The organism is Veillonella tobetsuensis, from assembly GCF_001078375.1.
In the GTDB taxonomy this organism is placed as follows: domain Bacteria; phylum Bacillota; class Negativicutes; order Veillonellales; family Veillonellaceae; genus Veillonella; species Veillonella tobetsuensis.
Genome location: NZ_BBXI01000007.1, coordinates 36,316 through 53,999 on the forward strand (window position 1 = coordinate 36,316; position 17,684 = coordinate 53,999).

The window sequence follows — 17,684 nt, forward strand, 5'->3', positions numbered from 1 at the left end:
AGGAATGCATGTTATTAGTAATTGATGTGGGAAACACCAATATTGTTCTCGGTGTATATGACGATAAGGATCTTGTGGGACACTGGAGAATTTCTACGGATCGCGTGCGAACCACGGACGAATATGGCATGTTGATGATGAATCTATTTTTTCATGATCGCAAGGTTAATGCAAAGGATATTACGGATATCATAATTTCCTCTGTAGTACCTCCGATGATGCCTACGCTTGAACGGGTATGTTTACGTTATTTTAATGTAAATCCAATTATCGTAGGACCTGGTACAAAAACAGGTATTGCTATTAAATATGATAATCCGCGCGAAGTAGGGGCTGACCGCATTGTAAATGCAGTAGCAGCTAATGCAGTATATAAAGGCCCATTAATTATCATTGATTTTGGTACTGCTACAACCTATTGTGCAGTCTTAGGTAATGGTGATTATATTGGAGGTGTTATTACACCAGGGGTAACAATTTCAGCAGAGGCACTATTCCAACGAGCTGCCAAATTACCGCGTATTGAAGTAAAGGATCCTGGACAGGTGATTAATCGTAATACCGTATCCTCCATGCAATCTGGTATGTTTTATGGCTATGTTGGGCAAGTAGAGGGCTTGGTGTCTCGTATGAAAGCCGAAATGGGCGGCGATGTAACAGTTGTAGCAACAGGCGGTTTGGCACAACTTATTAGTAGTGCTACCGACTGCATTGATCATGTAGAACCGATGCTTACTCTAGAAGGTCTTCGCCTCATTTACGAACGAAATAAATAATGGTACTATAATAGAGTTAGTTGTAATTATAGTGTACATAACAGGTACGGCTTAGGCTGTACCTGTTTTATTAGGTGAATCATAATGAAAGAAACATGGGCTATTGGTAATGTACCCATTCATGGTAAGGCTATTTTAGCACCTATGGCAGGGGTTAGTGATATTGCATACCGATTATTAGCCAAAGAACATGGCGCATCCATGGTTTGTACCGAGATGGTTAGTGCTATGGGCATAAAATATAAAAATGAACGCACTCATGAATTGTTGCGTATGGAAGAAGTTGAACATCCCGTATCAATGCAGATTTTTGGTTCAAATCCAGAAGCAATAGCATTGGGCGCGAAGGTGGTAGCAGATGCTGGTGCAGATATTGTAGATATCAACATGGGATGTCCTGTTAAAAAGGTCGTTTCTAGCGGTGATGGTTCTGCGTTAATGAAAACTCCAGATCTGGCTGCTCGTGTGGCTGAGGCTGCTGTAAAAGCCGTAGATAAACCTGTTACGGTAAAAATGCGAATCGGTTGGGATGCGGAGCATATTAATGTAGTTGATTTTGCTAAACGCATTGAAAGTACTGGTGTTGCAGCCGTGGCTGTTCACGGTCGAACTCGGGAACAAATGTATATGGGGCATGCAGATTGGTCCTATATTAAAGCTGTGAAAGAGGAACTATCTATTCCTGTTATTGGCAATGGCGATATTTGGACACCTGAAGATGCTTTTAATATGATACAAGAAACTGGCTGTGATGCGGTGATGATTGGACGAGGTGCACAAGGGAATCCATGGATTTTTGAGCGTATTAATCAGTATTTAACTACTGGTGAAAGTAGTCCCGCACCTACGTATGTAGAGCGAGTGGATATGTTGCTTCAGCACTTTGAACTGTTATGTCGGTATAAGGGTGAGACCCTTGGCGTAAAAGAAATACGGACACATGCAGGGTGGTATATGAAGGGCATGCCTGAATCTGCGTATTGGCGAAATCGAGTAAATACAATTCATACACCTCAAAGCTTTAGAATTGAGCTTTTAAAATACCGAGAACTGTTAGAGCATTGGGCTCGCATTGACAAAAACAGGGGTTCTTAGTATAATTGATTAGAAAATTTAAAGATGCAAGATAAGGTGTCATCGTACTATGACACTTTTTCTATTATTTATATGTAGAAAGAATGGGAGAATCCATGGCAGACGTAAAAGAAACATTACTTACAGCCGAAGGTTTGAAAAAACTTGAGGATGAATTAGCATATTATAAATCTGTGCGCCGTATCGAGGTGTCACAACGTATTAAAACCGCTATTGAATATGGCGACATTAGTGAAAACTCTGAATATGATGATGCTAAAAATGAACAAGCTTTCATTGAAGGTCATATTTCTGAATTAGAAAATAAAATTAACACTGCAAAAATCATCGATGAATCCGTTAAGGGTGATGTTGTATCTGTTGGTAGCAAGGTTACTGTTTTAGATACTATGTATAATGACGAATTAGAATATGTTATTGTTGGTTCCTCTGAAGCGGATCCTTTCAACAATCGTATTTCCAATGAATCCCCTGTAGGCAAAGCTATTTTGGGTAAACGCCAGGGTGATGAAGTAGAGGTTTCCACACCAGATGGCCCTGTTACTTTTAAAGTGTTAGCAATTCAATAATTTACATTTCCAACGAAGAGGCGATAACATGAGTGAAGAAATTAAAAATGTACAAGAAGAATTAAATGATCAAATGCAAATTCGCCGCGACAAATTGGCTGAATATGAAGCTGATGGCATCTATCCCTTTGGCCAACGTTTTGTTGTTAAAGATCATGCAAAAGATATTAAAGATGACTTCTTGAACTATGAAGACCAACCTACAGTGATTGCGGGCCGTCTAATGACAATCCGTTCTCATGGTAAGACTGCATTTGCGAATATTCGTGATAAATCCGGAGATATCCAAGTGTATTTCCGTAAAGATGCATTAGGCGAGGAAAATTACAAATATGTAAAAATGCTTGATATCGGCGATATCGTAGGTATTGAAGGCCATGTATTTAGAACTCAAAAAGGTGAAATTACTATCAAAGTAAGTAAATTGACACTTTTATCTAAATCCTTGCGTCCATTACCAGAAAAATGGCATGGTCTTAAAGATACAGAACTTCGTTATCGTCAACGTTATGTAGATTTAATCGTAAATCCAGAAGTACGCGATACATTTGTAAAACGATCCCAAATTGTTGCAAAAATTCGTGAGTACATGATGCGTGATGGCTTCATGGAGGTTGAAACTCCTATGATGCATGCTATCCCTGGTGGTGCTGCGGCTCGTCCGTTCATTACACATCACAATGCGCTTGATATTGATATCTATATGCGTATTGCACCTGAATTGTACCTTAAACGTTTAATCGTTGGTGGTATGGACCGCGTGTTCGAAATGAACCGTTGTTTCCGTAACGAAGGTATCGACAATCGTCACAATCCTGAATTTACTACTATTGAATCCTATCAAGCATATGGCGATGTAGAAGATTCTATTCGTTTAACTGAAAATCTTGTATCCTATTGTGCTCAAGAAGTACTTGGCACACAAGAAATCACATACCAAGGTACAGAAATTAATTTAACACCACCTTGGAACCGCATCACCATGTCTGAAGGTGTAAAAAAATATACTGGTGAAGACTTTGATGCAGTGACTACAGTAGAAGAAGCACGCGCTATTGCAGATCGTTTAAATGTAGAATATGCAGATAGTGATGGTATTGGTAAAATCTTGAATGCTTGTTTCGAAGATTATGTAGAAGAAAACTTGATTCAACCAACTATTGTATATGGTCATCCAAAAGAAATTTCCCCTCTTGCTAAAGCAAGTCGTGAAAATCCATTGGCTACAGAACGTTTTGAAGCATTTATCTACGGCCGCGAGTTAGCAAATGGCTTCTCCGAGTTGAATGACCCAATTGACCAAAAACAACGTTTCTTGGATCAATTGAAAGAACGTGAAGCTGGCGATGATGAAGCTCATCGTATGGATGAAGATTTTGTCAATGCTCTTGAATACGGTTTACCACCAACAGCTGGTTTAGGTATTGGTATTGACCGTCTTGTTATGTTTTTAACAGACTCTGCATCTATCCGCGATGTATTGTTATTCCCATTGATGAAACCAGAAGTATCTTCTGCACAAAATTCTGAAAATATTGAAGAATAATATATGATGTAAGTAGTACAACCGAAAACGATGAAATCGTATTTAAGTTAAGACTCATGCAAAATATTAAAACCAAGAGTAATTAAGCTTATACATGTTTAATAACGGTTCTATAATAAATGTTGGGGTGACACCACTACGGTGTCACCCCAACATTTATTATAGAACCATGGTTGAGGGCTTTTTTCTGTGATTTTAAAAACATTCCTTATTAGAGTATAATAAAATAATATAGGTATATAAGGGGATAATTATGGATATATTAGCTGCAAGGCGTTCAATAGAGCAACGATTATTAAAGCAATCCGTTGCATTAATGTTGTTGGTGGCCATTAGTGGTACTATTATGGGCGTAATTACTGGTTCTAGTGCCGTACTATTAGATGGTATATTCTCATTTATTGATGTAATTATTAAAATAATGATGCTTATGACAGCCAAGTTGGTAGCGCGTGAAACTAGCAAGCGTTTCCAATTTGGGTATTGGCAATTTGAGCCTCTCGTACTCGTTGTTGAAGGTTTCTTTATACTACTAATCGTATTATACGCATTGATTAGTGGTATAGGAGATTTACTCAATGGCGGTCGCCATGTTGATTTTGGCATTGCCATTTATTATGCTATTTTCTTTACTATAGCTGATACAGCTTATTATTTTTACGTACATCGTATTAATAAAAGCTTACAATCAAATCTAATCAAGTTTGATAATGTTAGTTGGTCCGTTGATGCATGGCTAGAGGCGGCTATTCTCATCAGTTTTGTGGCTGCTCTTTTGTTAGAGGAGACAGCGTATAGCTATTGGGCTGTTTATATTGACCCTATCGTTTTAATCGTATTAGCATTGCAAATGATTCCGTCAGTTATTAAGATTCTTATACCTTCTACAAAACAAGTTTTGGGTTGGGCCCCATCATCATTGCATGATGAAGTGCAAGAGATTATGGATCGATTCATGGAAAAATATTCATTTAAAGATTATGTAACTAGTGTGCAAGCTTATGGTAACTCACGTATTATTGAGATCGATATTTTGGTACCAAAGAATTTTCCTTACCAAACAATTGCAGAACTAGATGCAATTCGAAACGAAATTGATGGAGAGCTAGGCGGTAATCCTACAGAAAAATGGGTGACTATTTCCTTTACAGGTACTCGTAAATGGATGGCTAAAGATTATCTTCTCGATGAAGAAGATGATGATTAATACTATATTTTATGGTATACTTAGATGTATTAAAATACTAAATTATACGACATAATAAAAGAGGCTGATACTATGTTAGATTTAAAATTTGTCCGAGAAAATCTCGAGCTAGTAAAACAAAATTTAGACAACCGTCATACAAAAGGTGATATTGATACTTTTGTAGATGCATATGATGAACGCAAACAATTAATTCAACAAGTAGAAGAATTAAAGGCATTGCGTAACTCTGTTACAGAAGAAATCAGCCAATTAAAACGCAACAAAGAAAATGCAGATGAAAAAATTGCTGAAATGAAACGCGTTGGCGATGAAATTTCTGAGTTGGATGGCCGCATTCGTGAAGTAGAGGAATCTTTGCGTAATGTAGCGTTGATGTTACCGAATATGTGTGACGCATCTGTTCCTGTTGGTGCTGATGAAGATGAAAACGTAGAACAACGCAAATGGGGTGAACCACGTCAATTTGATTTTGAACCAAAAGCACATTGGGATATTGGTGAAGAATTAGATATTCTTGACTTTAACCGAGCTGTAAAAATGTCTGGGGCACGCTTTACCGTATATAAAGGCCTAGGTGCGCGCTTAGAACGTGCTCTTATTAATTTTATGGTTGACCTCCATGTTGATAAACAAGGTTACACAGAAATGATGACTCCCTATATGGTTACTCGTGAAACTTTGACAGGTACAGGTCAATTGCCTAAATTTGCTGAAGATATGTATCATGTTGAGGATACAGAGTACTTCTTGATTCCGACAGCAGAGGTTACATTGACAAACTACCATAGTGGTGAAATCTTAAGTGAAGATGAATTGCCAAAATATTACACAGCATTTACAGCATGTTTCCGTGCAGAAGCTGGCTCTGCAGGCCGTGATACACGTGGCTTAATTCGCCAACACCAATTTAACAAGGTTGAAATGGTTAAACTTTCAAAACCAGAGGATTCCTTTAATGAATTGGAAACATTAACTGATAATGCAGAAGAGGTATTACGTCTATTAGAATTGCCATTCCGCGTTATTACATTGTGTACAGGCGATATGGGCTTTGGTTCTGCTAAAACGTATGACGTTGAGGTATGGATGCCTGCACAAAATAAATATAGAGAAATTTCTTCTTGTTCCAATATGACGGACTTCCAAGCTCGTCGTGCAAATATTAAATTCCGTCGTGGACCTAAAGGTAAACCTGAATTTGTTCATACATTGAATGGTTCTGGCCTTGCAGTAGGTCGTACCGTAGCAGCAATTTTGGAAAATAATCAACAACCAGATGGTTCCGTTGTGATTCCTAAGGTGTTGGTTCCATACATGGGCGGCGTAGAAAAAATTACGCCTGCCAAATAAGGAGGTCCTATGAAATTCTTTATAGATACAGCCGAATTTAGTGAAATTAAAGATGCTTACTCTTATGGCTTTATCGACGGGGTAACGACAAACCCATCCTTAATTGTGAAAGCTAAACGCGATTTAAAACAAGTAATTAAAGAAATTGCGGATTTTGTAGAGGGCCCTGTAAGTGCAGAGGTCATTGCTAGTGATGCACCGGGTATGATTGAAGAAGCACATGAGCTTGTAAAACTAGGCTCTAATGTGGTTGTTAAAATTCCAATGACTCCAGAAGGCTTAAAAGCCGTTGCAGTGCTTTCAAAAGAAGGTATTAAGACAAATGTAACATTGATTTTTTCTGCTAATCAAGCATTATTGGCAGCTCGCGCTGGTGCTACATTTGTGAGCCCTTTTGTAGGGCGTATCGATGATATTAGCATGGATGGATTGACGTTGATACAAGATATTGCTGATATTTTTGCTATTCATGGTATCAATACAGAAATTATCGCTGCTAGCGTACGTACACCATTGCATATTTTACAATGTGCGAAAGCTGGTGCCCATATTGCAACAGTGCCATATAAAGTGTTGTTACAAGCTATGAAACATCCATTAACTGATGCGGGATTGGAAAAATTCATGGCTGATTGGAAACAAGCTAATCAATAAGTAATATAAACATCTTTTTAAGGAGGCCCTAAAATGGATCGTACTTTATCTTTAGAATTTGCTCGTGTAGTCGAAGCAGCTGCACTTCGTAGTGGTCGTTTATTAGGTCGTGGACAAAAAGACGAAGCCGATGGTTTAGCCGTTGATGCAATGCGTCAAGCTTTTGATTCTGTTCGTATTTCTGGTACTGTTGTTATCGGTGAGGGCGAAATCGATGAAGCACCTATGTTATATATTGGTGAACATGTTGGCGCTGGCGGTCCAGAAGTAGATATTGCAGTAGATCCAATTGAAGGTACTAATTTGATTGCTAAAGGTCAAAATGGTGCTATCGCAGTTATGGCTATCGCTGAAAAAGGTGGTTTATTACATGCCCCTGATATGTATATGGAAAAAATCTGCGTAGGTCCACGCGGTGCTGGTGCTATTGATATTACCAAGTCGTTGACTGAAAATATTAAAAATGTAGCTACGAAAATGGACCGTAAGGTTGAAGAAATCAACTTGGTTATGCTTGATCGCGAACGCCATTATGGTTTGATGCAAGAAGCTCGTGATTTAGGTGCTCGTATCATGCTTATTTCTGATGGTGATGTGAATCCAGCTATGGAATGTTGTATTGAAGGTTCTGGTGTACACATGGTTGTTGGTACTGGCGGTGCACCAGAAGGTGTATTGGCGGCTGCAGCACTTAAATGTGTAGGCGGCGATATGCAAGCTCGCTTAAAACCAGAAACTGATGAAGAAATTCGTCGTTGCCATGAAATGGGTATTGCTGATGTAAATCAAGTATTGACATTAGATGATCTAGTAAAAAGTGATGATGTAATTTTTGCAGCGACTGCCATTACGCGCGGTAACTTGTTAAATCCAATTCAATACTTCCCAGGTGGCGCTCGCACTCATACTATTGTGATGCGCTCCAAAACGGGGACTGTACGTTTCCTTGATACGATTCATATGGATGATAAATTAAAAACATTAAAAGCTCGTTAATTCTATTACTTTTACTAGTAGAGTAACTTAGAACCCCTAAGACTATATTGATAATCTTAGGGGTTTTTACTTGATGAGAAAGCCTAAAAAATAGTATAATAATCGTTAGTATATAACAGTGTGACGAATAGGGTTGTGAATTGTTACAACCTTTCTAATATAGGATATGTAGGAGGAATTCTTTTGGAAAAGCTCGTTATTCAAGGCGGTAATCAGCTGAATGGTCGCGTGCGTGTTAGTAGTGCGAAAAATGCGGTGTTGCCTATTATTGCAGCTACTTTATTGGCATCAACACCAAGTAAATTATTGGAAATTCCAAATTTAGAAGATGTTGGCACGATTTCTCAAGTAATTGAATCATTGGGGGTTAAGATTACTCGGAACGAAGCTGATGATGAAATTATCTTCGATGCCTCTATGTTGACAGCTACAGAAGCACCTTACGAATTAGTTCGTAAAATGAGAGCTTCTTTTCTTGTGATGGGACCATTATTGGCGCGTAAAGGCGAAGCTAAAATATCCATGCCTGGTGGTTGTGCTATTGGTGCACGTCCTATCGATCTTCATTTGAAAGCATTTGAAGCATTGGGTGCAAAAATTGAAATTACTGAAGACTATGTATATGCTCATGCTCCAGAAGGCCTTACAGGCACTCAAATTTACTTAGACTTTCCAAGTGTAGGCGCTACGGAAAACGTAATTATGGCTGCCTCTATGGCAAAGGGTAAAACCGTTATTGAAAATGCTGCAGAAGAACCAGAAATCGTTGATTTAGCAACATTCTTAAATGCGATGGGCGCTAATATTCGCGGTGCAGGTACTAATGTAATTCGCATTGAAGGGGTAGAATCCTTGCATGGAGCTATTCATACTGTTATTCCAGATCGTATTGAAGCTGGTACGTATTTAATTGCAGCGGCTATGGCCGGTGGTGATGTATTTGTAGAAAACGCATTGCCTGAACATTTAAAACCAGTGGTTGCTAAGTTAAAAGAAGCAGGCGTTACTGTTGAAGAAGACATTGAAGGTATTCGTGTTATCAGTACCGGTAAAGGATTAAAAGCGGTGGATATTAAAACATTGCCATATCCTGGATTCCCTACAGATATGCAAGCTCAATTCATGGCGTTTACTACAATTGCAGAAGGCACAAGTACCGTGACTGAAACAGTGTTTGAAAACCGTTTTATGCATGTTGCTGAGTTACGCAAGATGGGGGCTCATATCGATATTGATAACCGACAAGCTATCGTTGAAGGTATGCCATCATTGCATGGTGCCGTTGTAAATGCTACAGATTTACGTGCAGGGGCTGCGTTGGTTTGTGCAGGTCTTGCAGCAGAAGGTACAACAGAAATAGGCCGTTTGCATCATATTGACCGCGGTTACGATGATTTAGTGGGTAAATTGAAAAGGTTAGGTGCCGATATTGTTCGGGTTAACGAATAAGAACAAAAGGCCAAAACTGAATACGAAGAAACGAAGCCGGCGAAAACAAGTGCCGGCTTTGCGTCGCAATCAAGAGAATGATACGAATGGTAAGAACGAAACTATTGTAGAGCGTACCTCTCGTGCGGCCATGGTGAAGGTAACCGAAATACGTCGTAAGGAACGTCGTCAAAAGCGGACTAAACCTATTGCTAAAACAACGCCAGCCATGACGTTAAAACGTATTGTTTCGCCTAAAAATGTGGGCTCCACAGTATCTAAATTTGGTCGATCCCTTACCTTTGATTTAGGCATCGATTTAGGGACAGCTAATGTGCTTATCTATGTTAAAGGAAAAGGGCTAGTTTTAGATGAACCTTCTTGTGTGGCTAAAGATACGCGCACCGGTGATGTGTTGGCCGTAGGAGAAAATGCTCAGCGTATGATTGGTAGGACACCGACTGGGATTGAAGTGATACGACCGGTTCAAGCGGGGGTTATTGCAGATTACGATATGACGGAATTCATGTTAAAGTATTTTATCCGTTCCGTAGTTCCAGCATCACGGCTTATGAAAACACGTATCGTTGTTTGTGTGCCATCGGGAATTACGCCTGTTGAAAAACGAGCGATTTTAGAGGCTCTTTTACGCACTGGCGCTAAGAAGACCGTTCTTATTGAAGAACCCCTCGCGGCTGCAATGGGGACAAATCTCAATGAGGCAGACCATGTAGGGGCTATGGTAGTTGATATTGGTGGTGGTACTACTGATATTGCTGTATTATGTGATACAGGGGTTGTAGTGAGTGAGTCTTTACGTATAGGTGGAGATTCGTTTAATGAAGCCATTATTCAATATGTACGACGAAAGAAAAAACTTGTTATTGGGGCGTTGACAGCTGAAGAAACTAAAATTTCTGCTGGAACGGTAGACCGACGCTCAGAGGAGCGAGAGGTAGAAATTAGGGGCCGTGATGCCATTACTGGTTTGCCTAAAATAGTGACGCTTCACTCATTAGAGATACAACGTGCCTTAGAATCTCAGGTTATGAGTATTTTAGAGGAAATCAAATCTATTTTGGAAAAAACGCCTCCTGAATTAGTGGCAGCTATAGCTGATCATGGTATTATTCTTACCGGTGGTGGAGCGTTAATTAGTGGTTTAGATCGCGTAATTTCTCGCTCTATCGGCATTGCCGCATATTTAGTTGAAATGCCTAGATATGCTGTAATTAAAGGTGTTGCTAAAACACTGGATGAGATGTCGACATTGAGAGATACATTAGAAGAATTACAATAGTATAAATTAAGCCGAGGATGATAAAAACCTCGGCTTTCTTTGTATTCTTTTTGAAAATAGTGTATACTACAATAAATAGATTGTATAAAATCAATAATGAGTAATAGAGTAGCTTTCATCAATAAGATTATGATTTACATGAGAAGGCTAATAGTCATTAAATATCATAAAGGAGTTCAATTATGGTGCGCCTTAAAATTGCTGCTATAGCAGCATCAATTATGACAACTACGTGCTTGACAGCTTATGCTGCGGATTTAACCGGTGTTCGCGTATCGGATTATGATGGAACCAGTCGTATCGTCTTTGATATGTCTGAATTACCATTGTCCTGGACTAAGTCCTACAATGCTAGTCAAAATACGGTTACATTGAATTTAGCTAATACTACTAATAAAATTTCAACTGCTGCAGAGCGTACAACAAATAAGGCTGGCATGTTGAAAAGCATGTCATTTCAGAATACGAATAATGGAGTGCAAGTCAAGTTAGCCGCCAATCAAGCCGTTAATTATCATGCCTTTACACTAGCGAATCCAAATCGTTTGGTAGTAGATATATTCTCAGATTATAGTCAGAAAACAACCAAACATGTAGGCTCGTCGATTCAGACTGCAAATATTAAAACCTCTGTTAAGGAAGGTCTGATACAAGCTTATGCAATGACTGTAAATAGTGATGCGCCAATGGTTGTATCCTCCGTATCCGGCGGTAAGACTTTGGATGCTATTTCACAGCCTCATATTGCTTCTGTAGGTTTGACTCTACCTGGCAAAAGCTTTAATCAACCTTATTCTGTTAGTGCTAATGGGGAAGTAGATTTAAGTCGAATTCAGTCGGTAGGGGTCCTTCGTTATACCCCAAGTAGAGGCTATTTTATAGAAGAGAAAAAGCCTTTGTTACAGGCGAAAACTCCAAAAACTACGCTGGTGATTACTGCTGTCAATGGTCCGCGTAGGAATAATGCGTTGACCTTGTATACACCAAGTTATGGTAAAAGTACAAAAACAAATGACTTTGGTTATGAAGTAACGGTTAGTGCAGGCAAGATATTGAAGGTTGGTACAGGGAATTCCATATTAGGTACGAATCAATTTGTTCTGTCCGCTCATGGAGAGGCTATTCCTTCTTTAAAAGCTTTAAAGGTAGGAACTCCTGTTACTTTACAACCTAGATCGGAGTTGGCAAAGGTTGATACGGCTGGTGGAGCTATGGTCGAAGGTGGTACATTAATTTTGTATAATGATCATTATGTGGGATCTGACAGTTCGACTAATAGTCGACGCAGTTTTATTGGAACCACAAAGGATGAAAAGCTTGTAGTAACTACTGTAGATAAACAGAATGCGTCTTCTGTAGGTGTCACTTTGGAGGAAGGGGCAGATTTACTTAAATCCTTAGGTGCTATTAATGGATTTGAATTATCTAACCAAGGTAGTGTTGATATTAACGTTGATGGTCATTATGTTCATAAGGAAAAGGAAACACCGACAGCTTATGAAAAAATTTTGATTATTAAATAATGAGTTGCATGCAATTTTGTTTGAAAAAAATAGTTAAATTTAGTATAATAATTTTATGTATTCTATTGTAAAAGGAGGGATCGTTATGAAAAAGATCTTATTAGCCTTCGCTGCGTTAACAGCTTTGGGCGTTACTTCTGTAATGGCGGCCCCTGTATCATACCAAAGTGTATTAACAGGTAAAGTTGCCTCTACTGTTGCTGTTGGAACTTCTGTTACAGAAGGTCAAACACTAGTGACTGTAGAAACATTGGCAGGTCCTATGGCAGCAGCTAAATCCACAGTGAATGGCACTGTGACTGCAGTTGATGTCACAGTAGGTTCGGATATTTCTCGTGATCAAGTCGTTGTCACTGTAGAAAGCAAATAAAGGAGATAGGAATGAAGTTTTCTCATTCTTGGCGTCGGTATAGAAAAACGATACTGGCGCTTTTCTTCTGTAGTGCTCTATCATCCGCACAGGCAGTAGATTTTATGCCTGTTCAAGATGTACAGACTGGTATGGAAGGTATAGCAAAAACAGTAATAGTAGGGGATACCATATCTAACTTTGATGTCAAGGTATTAGGGGTCATGAAGGATAAAGGCCCATCGGGACATTTGATTTTAGCAAAATTCTCTGGTCCTGTTATGGAACAGACTGGAGGTATTGCACATGGTATGAGTGGTAGTCCAGTATATATAAATGGGAAACTCGTAGGTGCCGTAGCGTATGGTTGGGGCTTTGCTGATGGCACAATCGGCATGATTACACCTATTGAAGATATGGTGAAATTATGGAATATACCATACGAAAAGAATTTGACTAACACATGGTCTGATAAACAATTAATTCCCATGAAAACACCATTGATGGCATATGGCTTTGATAAGATGGCTATGGATTATTTTAAATCCAAATTGCCACAATATAATTATGAGACCTATGACACTGCTAGCTCTAGTAGTGATGATATTGAAAAACCATTAGAAGCTGGTGGCTCTGTAGCAGCATTACTCGTTGATGGCGATTTAAAATTAGGGGCTATTGGCACTGTTACCTATGTTGATGGAAAACAGATGGTGGCCTTTGGTCATCCGTTTTTAAAGCATGGTTCTGCTAATTACTTTATGCATAATGCAAGTATTTTTACCGTTGTTAAAAGTTATGAATCTGCTTTTAAACTAGGTTCTATGGGTCGTGAAGTGGGCACTGTTACAGAGGATCGTGGTGCAGGTATCGCTGGTGTTTCAGGAACTATTTCAAGCGGTATTCCTGTACGTTTCCATCTTAAGGATATCGACATGGGACGCGATAAGCGCTCTAATGTAAAGGTCATTGAAGATAAAGAGATGACCCCTACCTTGGCGGCTACAGCATTATATAATATGCTGAATAAAACCTTGGATCGTAGTGGTGAAGGGACTGCTAAAATTACCTATACCATTACACCAAAAAATAAGGAACAAAAGCCATTAACGCGGACGAATATGTTCTATAGTTCTGACTCGATTAGTGAAAAAACTGTTGATGAATTTTACAATGTTATCGATGTACTTATGAATAACCGTTTTATTAACTATGAAATCACAGATATTAATGTTGAAATAGAGATTACACAAGATAAGAAAACCGCGAAACTGGTAGATGCATCAGCATCATCGACCATCGTATCACCTGGTGATACAATAGTAGTTGATGTTACATTGGAACCTTATCGTGGGGAAAAAATTAACAAAGAGGTATTCTTTGTGGTACCAAAAGATCAACCACTCGGTAAATACACCTTAGAGGTTCGTGGTGGCGGTGAAATCCCACTACCATATATTTTGGAAAAACAAAAATACAATTTAACCGATGAAATATTGCGTCGTTTAAAAGTTTACAAAGATTTTGATGATTTGTTTGATGAATTACAAAAGACAGATACAAATAATCAGATCGTTGTAGAGATTTTGGAAGATGGCATTAGCCTTGTCAACGAAGAAGCGTCTACTAAATCCGTGAAAAAGGCAAAACTTCAAGGTGTTGAAGATAAGCCAAGTCCGGGAGACGTTAAAAAGAAAAAAGATAACGAAGACCTTGGGGATGGCAAGGATGATGATAAGAAAAACGATAAAACTGCTGTAGACACAGAGTATATCGTGCAAGGTGATGGTCAATTTACTATTCATGTTATGAGCGTTAAAGATCGTGATAAAGCACTGGCTAAACGCGCTAAAGAACAAGTTAAGATGGAACATAAGTTGGAATTAGAAGATCAAAGTAATAAAAAAACTACTAAATCTTCTCAATCTACAAAGGATAAACCAGCGAAAGAAAAACCTTCAAAGGAAGATCCATCTAGTAATAAACCATCTACAGACAAACCTGCTAATGATTCATCAGAACAAGAGGCATAGGAATTAAAAATAAGAAAGGGGGACTGTTGTGAATTGGCTTGAGTTGATAGGCCGTAATGTGATAACGGGGCTATCTAATGTGGGAACGGCCATGTTACTTATATGGCAAACCATAAAACAATTAAAAATGCTTAATATATGGCATGTTCTACAGCAAATGGCTCATTTAGGTGTAGATTCATTGCCTATCATTAGTCTTACCTTGTTATTTGCCGGCGGTGTAATGACACTACAAATTACTGATGTTCTTATTACATATGGAGCACAAAGTACGGTTGGTGGTCTTATGGCGGTAGCTATGGGACGTGAACTAGGACCAATTCTTGTAGGTGTTGTATTAGCTGGTCGTGTGGGGGCAGCTATTACAGCAGAGATTGGAACCATGAAGGTAACAGAACAAATCGATGCATTGCGTGTTATGGCTGTAGATCCAATCGGCTACCTAGTGGTACCCCGTGTTGTAGCTTGTATGATTATGGTGCCAATCCTTGCCTTTTACGGTGTTGCAATTGGTATTGCAGGGGGGTATTTTGTAGCTACAGCTATAAAAGGGTTAGCCCCTGCTACATATTTAGATTCGATACAGATTTTTTCAACTGTTTCTGATTTTACATTAGGCTTAATTAAATCTAGTGTTTTTGGGGCGGTTATTGCTCTTGTAGGTGCTTACAAGGGGATGCATACCAAGATGGGGGCAGAGGCGGTAGGTTTTTCTACTACTAGTTCTGTTGTGACTAGTATCATATTGGTGTTTGTATTAAACTATTTTCTATCGACACTACTCTTTTAATCGATTATCTCAAACGAGGGCTATATGATTGAATTACGTGATGTAGTTGTAGCATATGATACACGGGTGATATTAGATTCTGTAAATTTAACTATTCAAGATGGAGAAACACTCGTTATTTTAGGCGGTAGTGGTAGTGGTAAAAGTACCCTATTGCGTCTACTCATAGGTTTACAACGACCAACATCAGGCCAAATTATTGTTGATGGTGTAGATGTCACTACATTATCAGAGGAAGAATTTAATAAGGTACGCCAGAAGATGGGCATGGTATTTCAATATTCCGCACTTTTTGACTCTATGTCGGTAGGCGAGAATGTAGCTTTTGGTCTCAGAGAGCATACGACATTAAGTGATGATGAAATTATGCGAATTGTTAGTGAAAGACTCGGATGGGTTGGGCTAAGCGGATATGAATCCTATATGCCTAATGAGTTATCAGGGGGGATGAAAAAGCGCGTCAGCCTAGCTCGTGCGATTGCCCTTGACCCAACGCTTATCTTGTATGATGAGCCATCATCAGGCTTAGATCCTATTACATCTGGTACAATTAGCATGCTTATACGAGGTATGCAAGAACGTTTAGGATGTACATCTATTGTTGTCACCCATGATATGCAATCGGCTTTTTATGTAGCTGATCGCATAGCATTACTTGATAAAGGACAGTTTATTGAGGTATCAAAAACAGAGGACTTTAAACATTCACCTAATCCTAAGGTGCAACAATTTATTCATGGTGAAGCGGAGGCTATTGATATCGTAACAAGGAGAGACATATAATGAAGTGGACGACGGAAGCTAAAGTAGGGGCTTTCACAATTGTAGGGGTTGTGTTGTTTATAATGGGCATCCTATTTGTAGGGCGCGTTGATATATTTACAAAACCACAAATGACAATAACAGGGGATTTTGCTCAGGTAAATGGTCTAAAGAATGGTAATCAGGTTAAATTTTCCGGTGTTGCTATCGGTAGCGTTTCCGATATCGAGATTACTCCTTCTGGCGTTGTGGTAAAGATGAAAATTGATGATAAGACACAAATACCAAGTGACTCAAGGTTTACCTTGGGATCTGACGGATTTTTAGGCGATAAGTATATTCAAATCTCACCAGGTAAATCTACTGTATATTTACAAAATGGAGATTCTGTTAAGGGTGAAGGCGTTGATGCGATGGACCAAGCCATGCAAAGTGCTCAAAAATTAATGGCCGGTACAGAGCAAATGCTACAATCCATCAACAATATAATTGGAGACCCTAAAACGCAAGATGCATTAAAGCATTCTTTGCAATCTACAGCTATTATGGCTGATAATGCAGTAGCAATGACACAGAATATGGCGGATGTAACAGCTCAGTTGAACCAAGCGGCTCAACAATTCAATGCCGATGGCAATGCTGGGGAGGATATGCGTCAAATTCTAACAAATATAAAACAAACTACAGAGCGTGTAGATAATATGGCTCGCTCTATGGAAGGCACTGTTACAGATCCTAAAGCACAAGAGAATTTAAAAGAAACGTTGCATAATACGGCGCAAATTTCTGCGCGTGTCAATAAATTGATGGGTGGTAAGGCATATCAATCCGATGCAACATATAGTGGCTCGGAGGTAAATACAGCTGAAAAAAAGTCATCTATTAAAGTAGAACCTTCGGTGGATTTGCTTTATAATACAAACAAAGATGAAGCTCGTGTCAATGGTCGTGCCCGTATTTACACAGACAAAGGAATGGGCGAGTTTGGACTTTCCAATATTGGCGATGACACTAAATTTGATCTAAATGGTGGCAAATATTTTGCTTCTAAATGGCTAGTACGAGGTGGTATTTTTGAAAGCAAGCTCGGATTTGGCATAGACTATAATCCTCGTGGGCCTTTTGCTATATCTGCTGCTATGTATGATTTAAATCATCCTAAATATCGACTTCGCTCTGATATACGCTTACATAATAATACATATGGTGTTGTGCAGATGACACGTCCATTTGGTTCTTCCAATGGTGGCACCTATTTTGGTATTAAACAAGTCTTTTAAAACACATATTGTGTGGAGGTATA

The 17,684-nt window shown here is 39.0% G+C and carries 16 protein-coding genes; all 16 read left to right on the plus strand.

The window, feature by feature from the left end; genetic code table 11:
• Nucleotides 1-8: 8 nt before the first annotated feature.
• Nucleotides 9-776: a type III pantothenate kinase gene (locus VEI_RS02300; RefSeq protein WP_059361678.1), complete on the plus strand. Its 768-nt coding sequence runs from the start codon at nt 9-11 to the stop codon at nt 774-776.
• A gap of 84 nt (nt 777-860) precedes the next feature.
• Nucleotides 861-1,871, plus strand: a complete 1,011-nt coding sequence (gene dusB, locus VEI_RS02305; protein ID WP_059361679.1) for a tRNA dihydrouridine synthase DusB — start codon at nt 861-863, stop codon at nt 1,869-1,871.
• Between the two features lie 95 nt (nt 1,872-1,966).
• Nucleotides 1,967-2,440 (plus strand): transcription elongation factor GreA, encoded by a 474-nt coding sequence (gene greA, locus VEI_RS02310; RefSeq protein ID WP_059361680.1) that lies wholly within the window; start codon nt 1,967-1,969, stop codon nt 2,438-2,440.
• Between the two features lie 28 nt (nt 2,441-2,468).
• Nucleotides 2,469-3,986: a lysine--tRNA ligase gene (gene lysS, locus VEI_RS02315; protein WP_059361681.1), complete on the plus strand. Its 1,518-nt coding sequence runs from the start codon at nt 2,469-2,471 to the stop codon at nt 3,984-3,986.
• Nucleotides 3,987-4,239: 253 nt separating this feature from the next.
• On the plus strand, nt 4,240-5,193 hold the full coding sequence (locus VEI_RS02320; RefSeq protein WP_059361682.1) for a cation diffusion facilitator family transporter: 954 nt from the start codon (nt 4,240-4,242) through the stop codon (nt 5,191-5,193).
• A gap of 72 nt (nt 5,194-5,265) precedes the next feature.
• Complete coding sequence (gene serS, locus VEI_RS02325) at nt 5,266-6,546, plus strand: serine--tRNA ligase (RefSeq protein ID WP_059361683.1); 1,281 nt, start codon at nt 5,266-5,268, stop codon at nt 6,544-6,546.
• Between the two features lie 9 nt (nt 6,547-6,555).
• The gene (gene fsa, locus VEI_RS02330; RefSeq protein ID WP_059361684.1) at nt 6,556-7,200 is read left to right on the plus strand and encodes a fructose-6-phosphate aldolase; all 645 of its coding nucleotides are present in this window, start codon (nt 6,556-6,558) and stop codon (nt 7,198-7,200) included.
• Between the two features lie 33 nt (nt 7,201-7,233).
• Nucleotides 7,234-8,196: a class II fructose-bisphosphatase gene (glpX, locus tag VEI_RS02335; RefSeq protein WP_059361685.1), complete on the plus strand. Its 963-nt coding sequence runs from the start codon at nt 7,234-7,236 to the stop codon at nt 8,194-8,196.
• Nucleotides 8,197-8,379: 183 nt separating this feature from the next.
• Nucleotides 8,380-9,645, plus strand: coding sequence for a UDP-N-acetylglucosamine 1-carboxyvinyltransferase (gene murA, locus VEI_RS02340; protein ID WP_059361686.1), 1,266 nt, complete (start codon nt 8,380-8,382; stop codon nt 9,643-9,645).
• 49 nt (nt 9,646-9,694) lie between these two features.
• Entirely contained in the window at nt 9,695-10,924 is a 1,230-nt protein-coding gene (gene mreB / locus VEI_RS02345) for a rod shape-determining protein (RefSeq protein ID WP_059361687.1), read from the plus strand.
• Between the two features lie 182 nt (nt 10,925-11,106).
• Nucleotides 11,107-12,447 carry a phosphodiester glycosidase family protein gene (locus tag VEI_RS02350; RefSeq protein WP_059361688.1) on the plus strand — a complete coding sequence of 447 codons (1,341 nt, stop codon included), beginning with the start codon at nt 11,107-11,109 and terminating at the stop codon, nt 12,445-12,447.
• A gap of 85 nt (nt 12,448-12,532) precedes the next feature.
• On the plus strand, nt 12,533-12,817 hold the full coding sequence (locus tag VEI_RS02355) for a biotin/lipoyl-containing protein (RefSeq protein WP_059361689.1): 285 nt from the start codon (nt 12,533-12,535) through the stop codon (nt 12,815-12,817).
• Nucleotides 12,818-12,828: 11 nt separating this feature from the next.
• Nucleotides 12,829-14,829 (plus strand): SpoIVB peptidase S55 domain-containing protein, encoded by a 2,001-nt coding sequence (locus VEI_RS02360; protein WP_059361690.1) that lies wholly within the window; start codon nt 12,829-12,831, stop codon nt 14,827-14,829.
• A gap of 28 nt (nt 14,830-14,857) precedes the next feature.
• Nucleotides 14,858-15,619, plus strand: coding sequence for an MlaE family ABC transporter permease (locus VEI_RS02365; protein WP_059361691.1), 762 nt, complete (start codon nt 14,858-14,860; stop codon nt 15,617-15,619).
• A gap of 24 nt (nt 15,620-15,643) precedes the next feature.
• Nucleotides 15,644-16,402: an ABC transporter ATP-binding protein gene (locus VEI_RS02370; RefSeq protein WP_059361692.1), complete on the plus strand. Its 759-nt coding sequence runs from the start codon at nt 15,644-15,646 to the stop codon at nt 16,400-16,402.
• Nucleotides 16,402-17,661 carry an MlaD family protein gene (locus VEI_RS02375; protein ID WP_059361693.1) on the plus strand — a complete coding sequence of 420 codons (1,260 nt, stop codon included), beginning with the start codon at nt 16,402-16,404 and terminating at the stop codon, nt 17,659-17,661. The genes VEI_RS02370 and VEI_RS02375 overlap by 1 nt, the downstream gene beginning before the upstream one ends.
• Nucleotides 17,662-17,684: the final 23 nt, after the last annotated feature.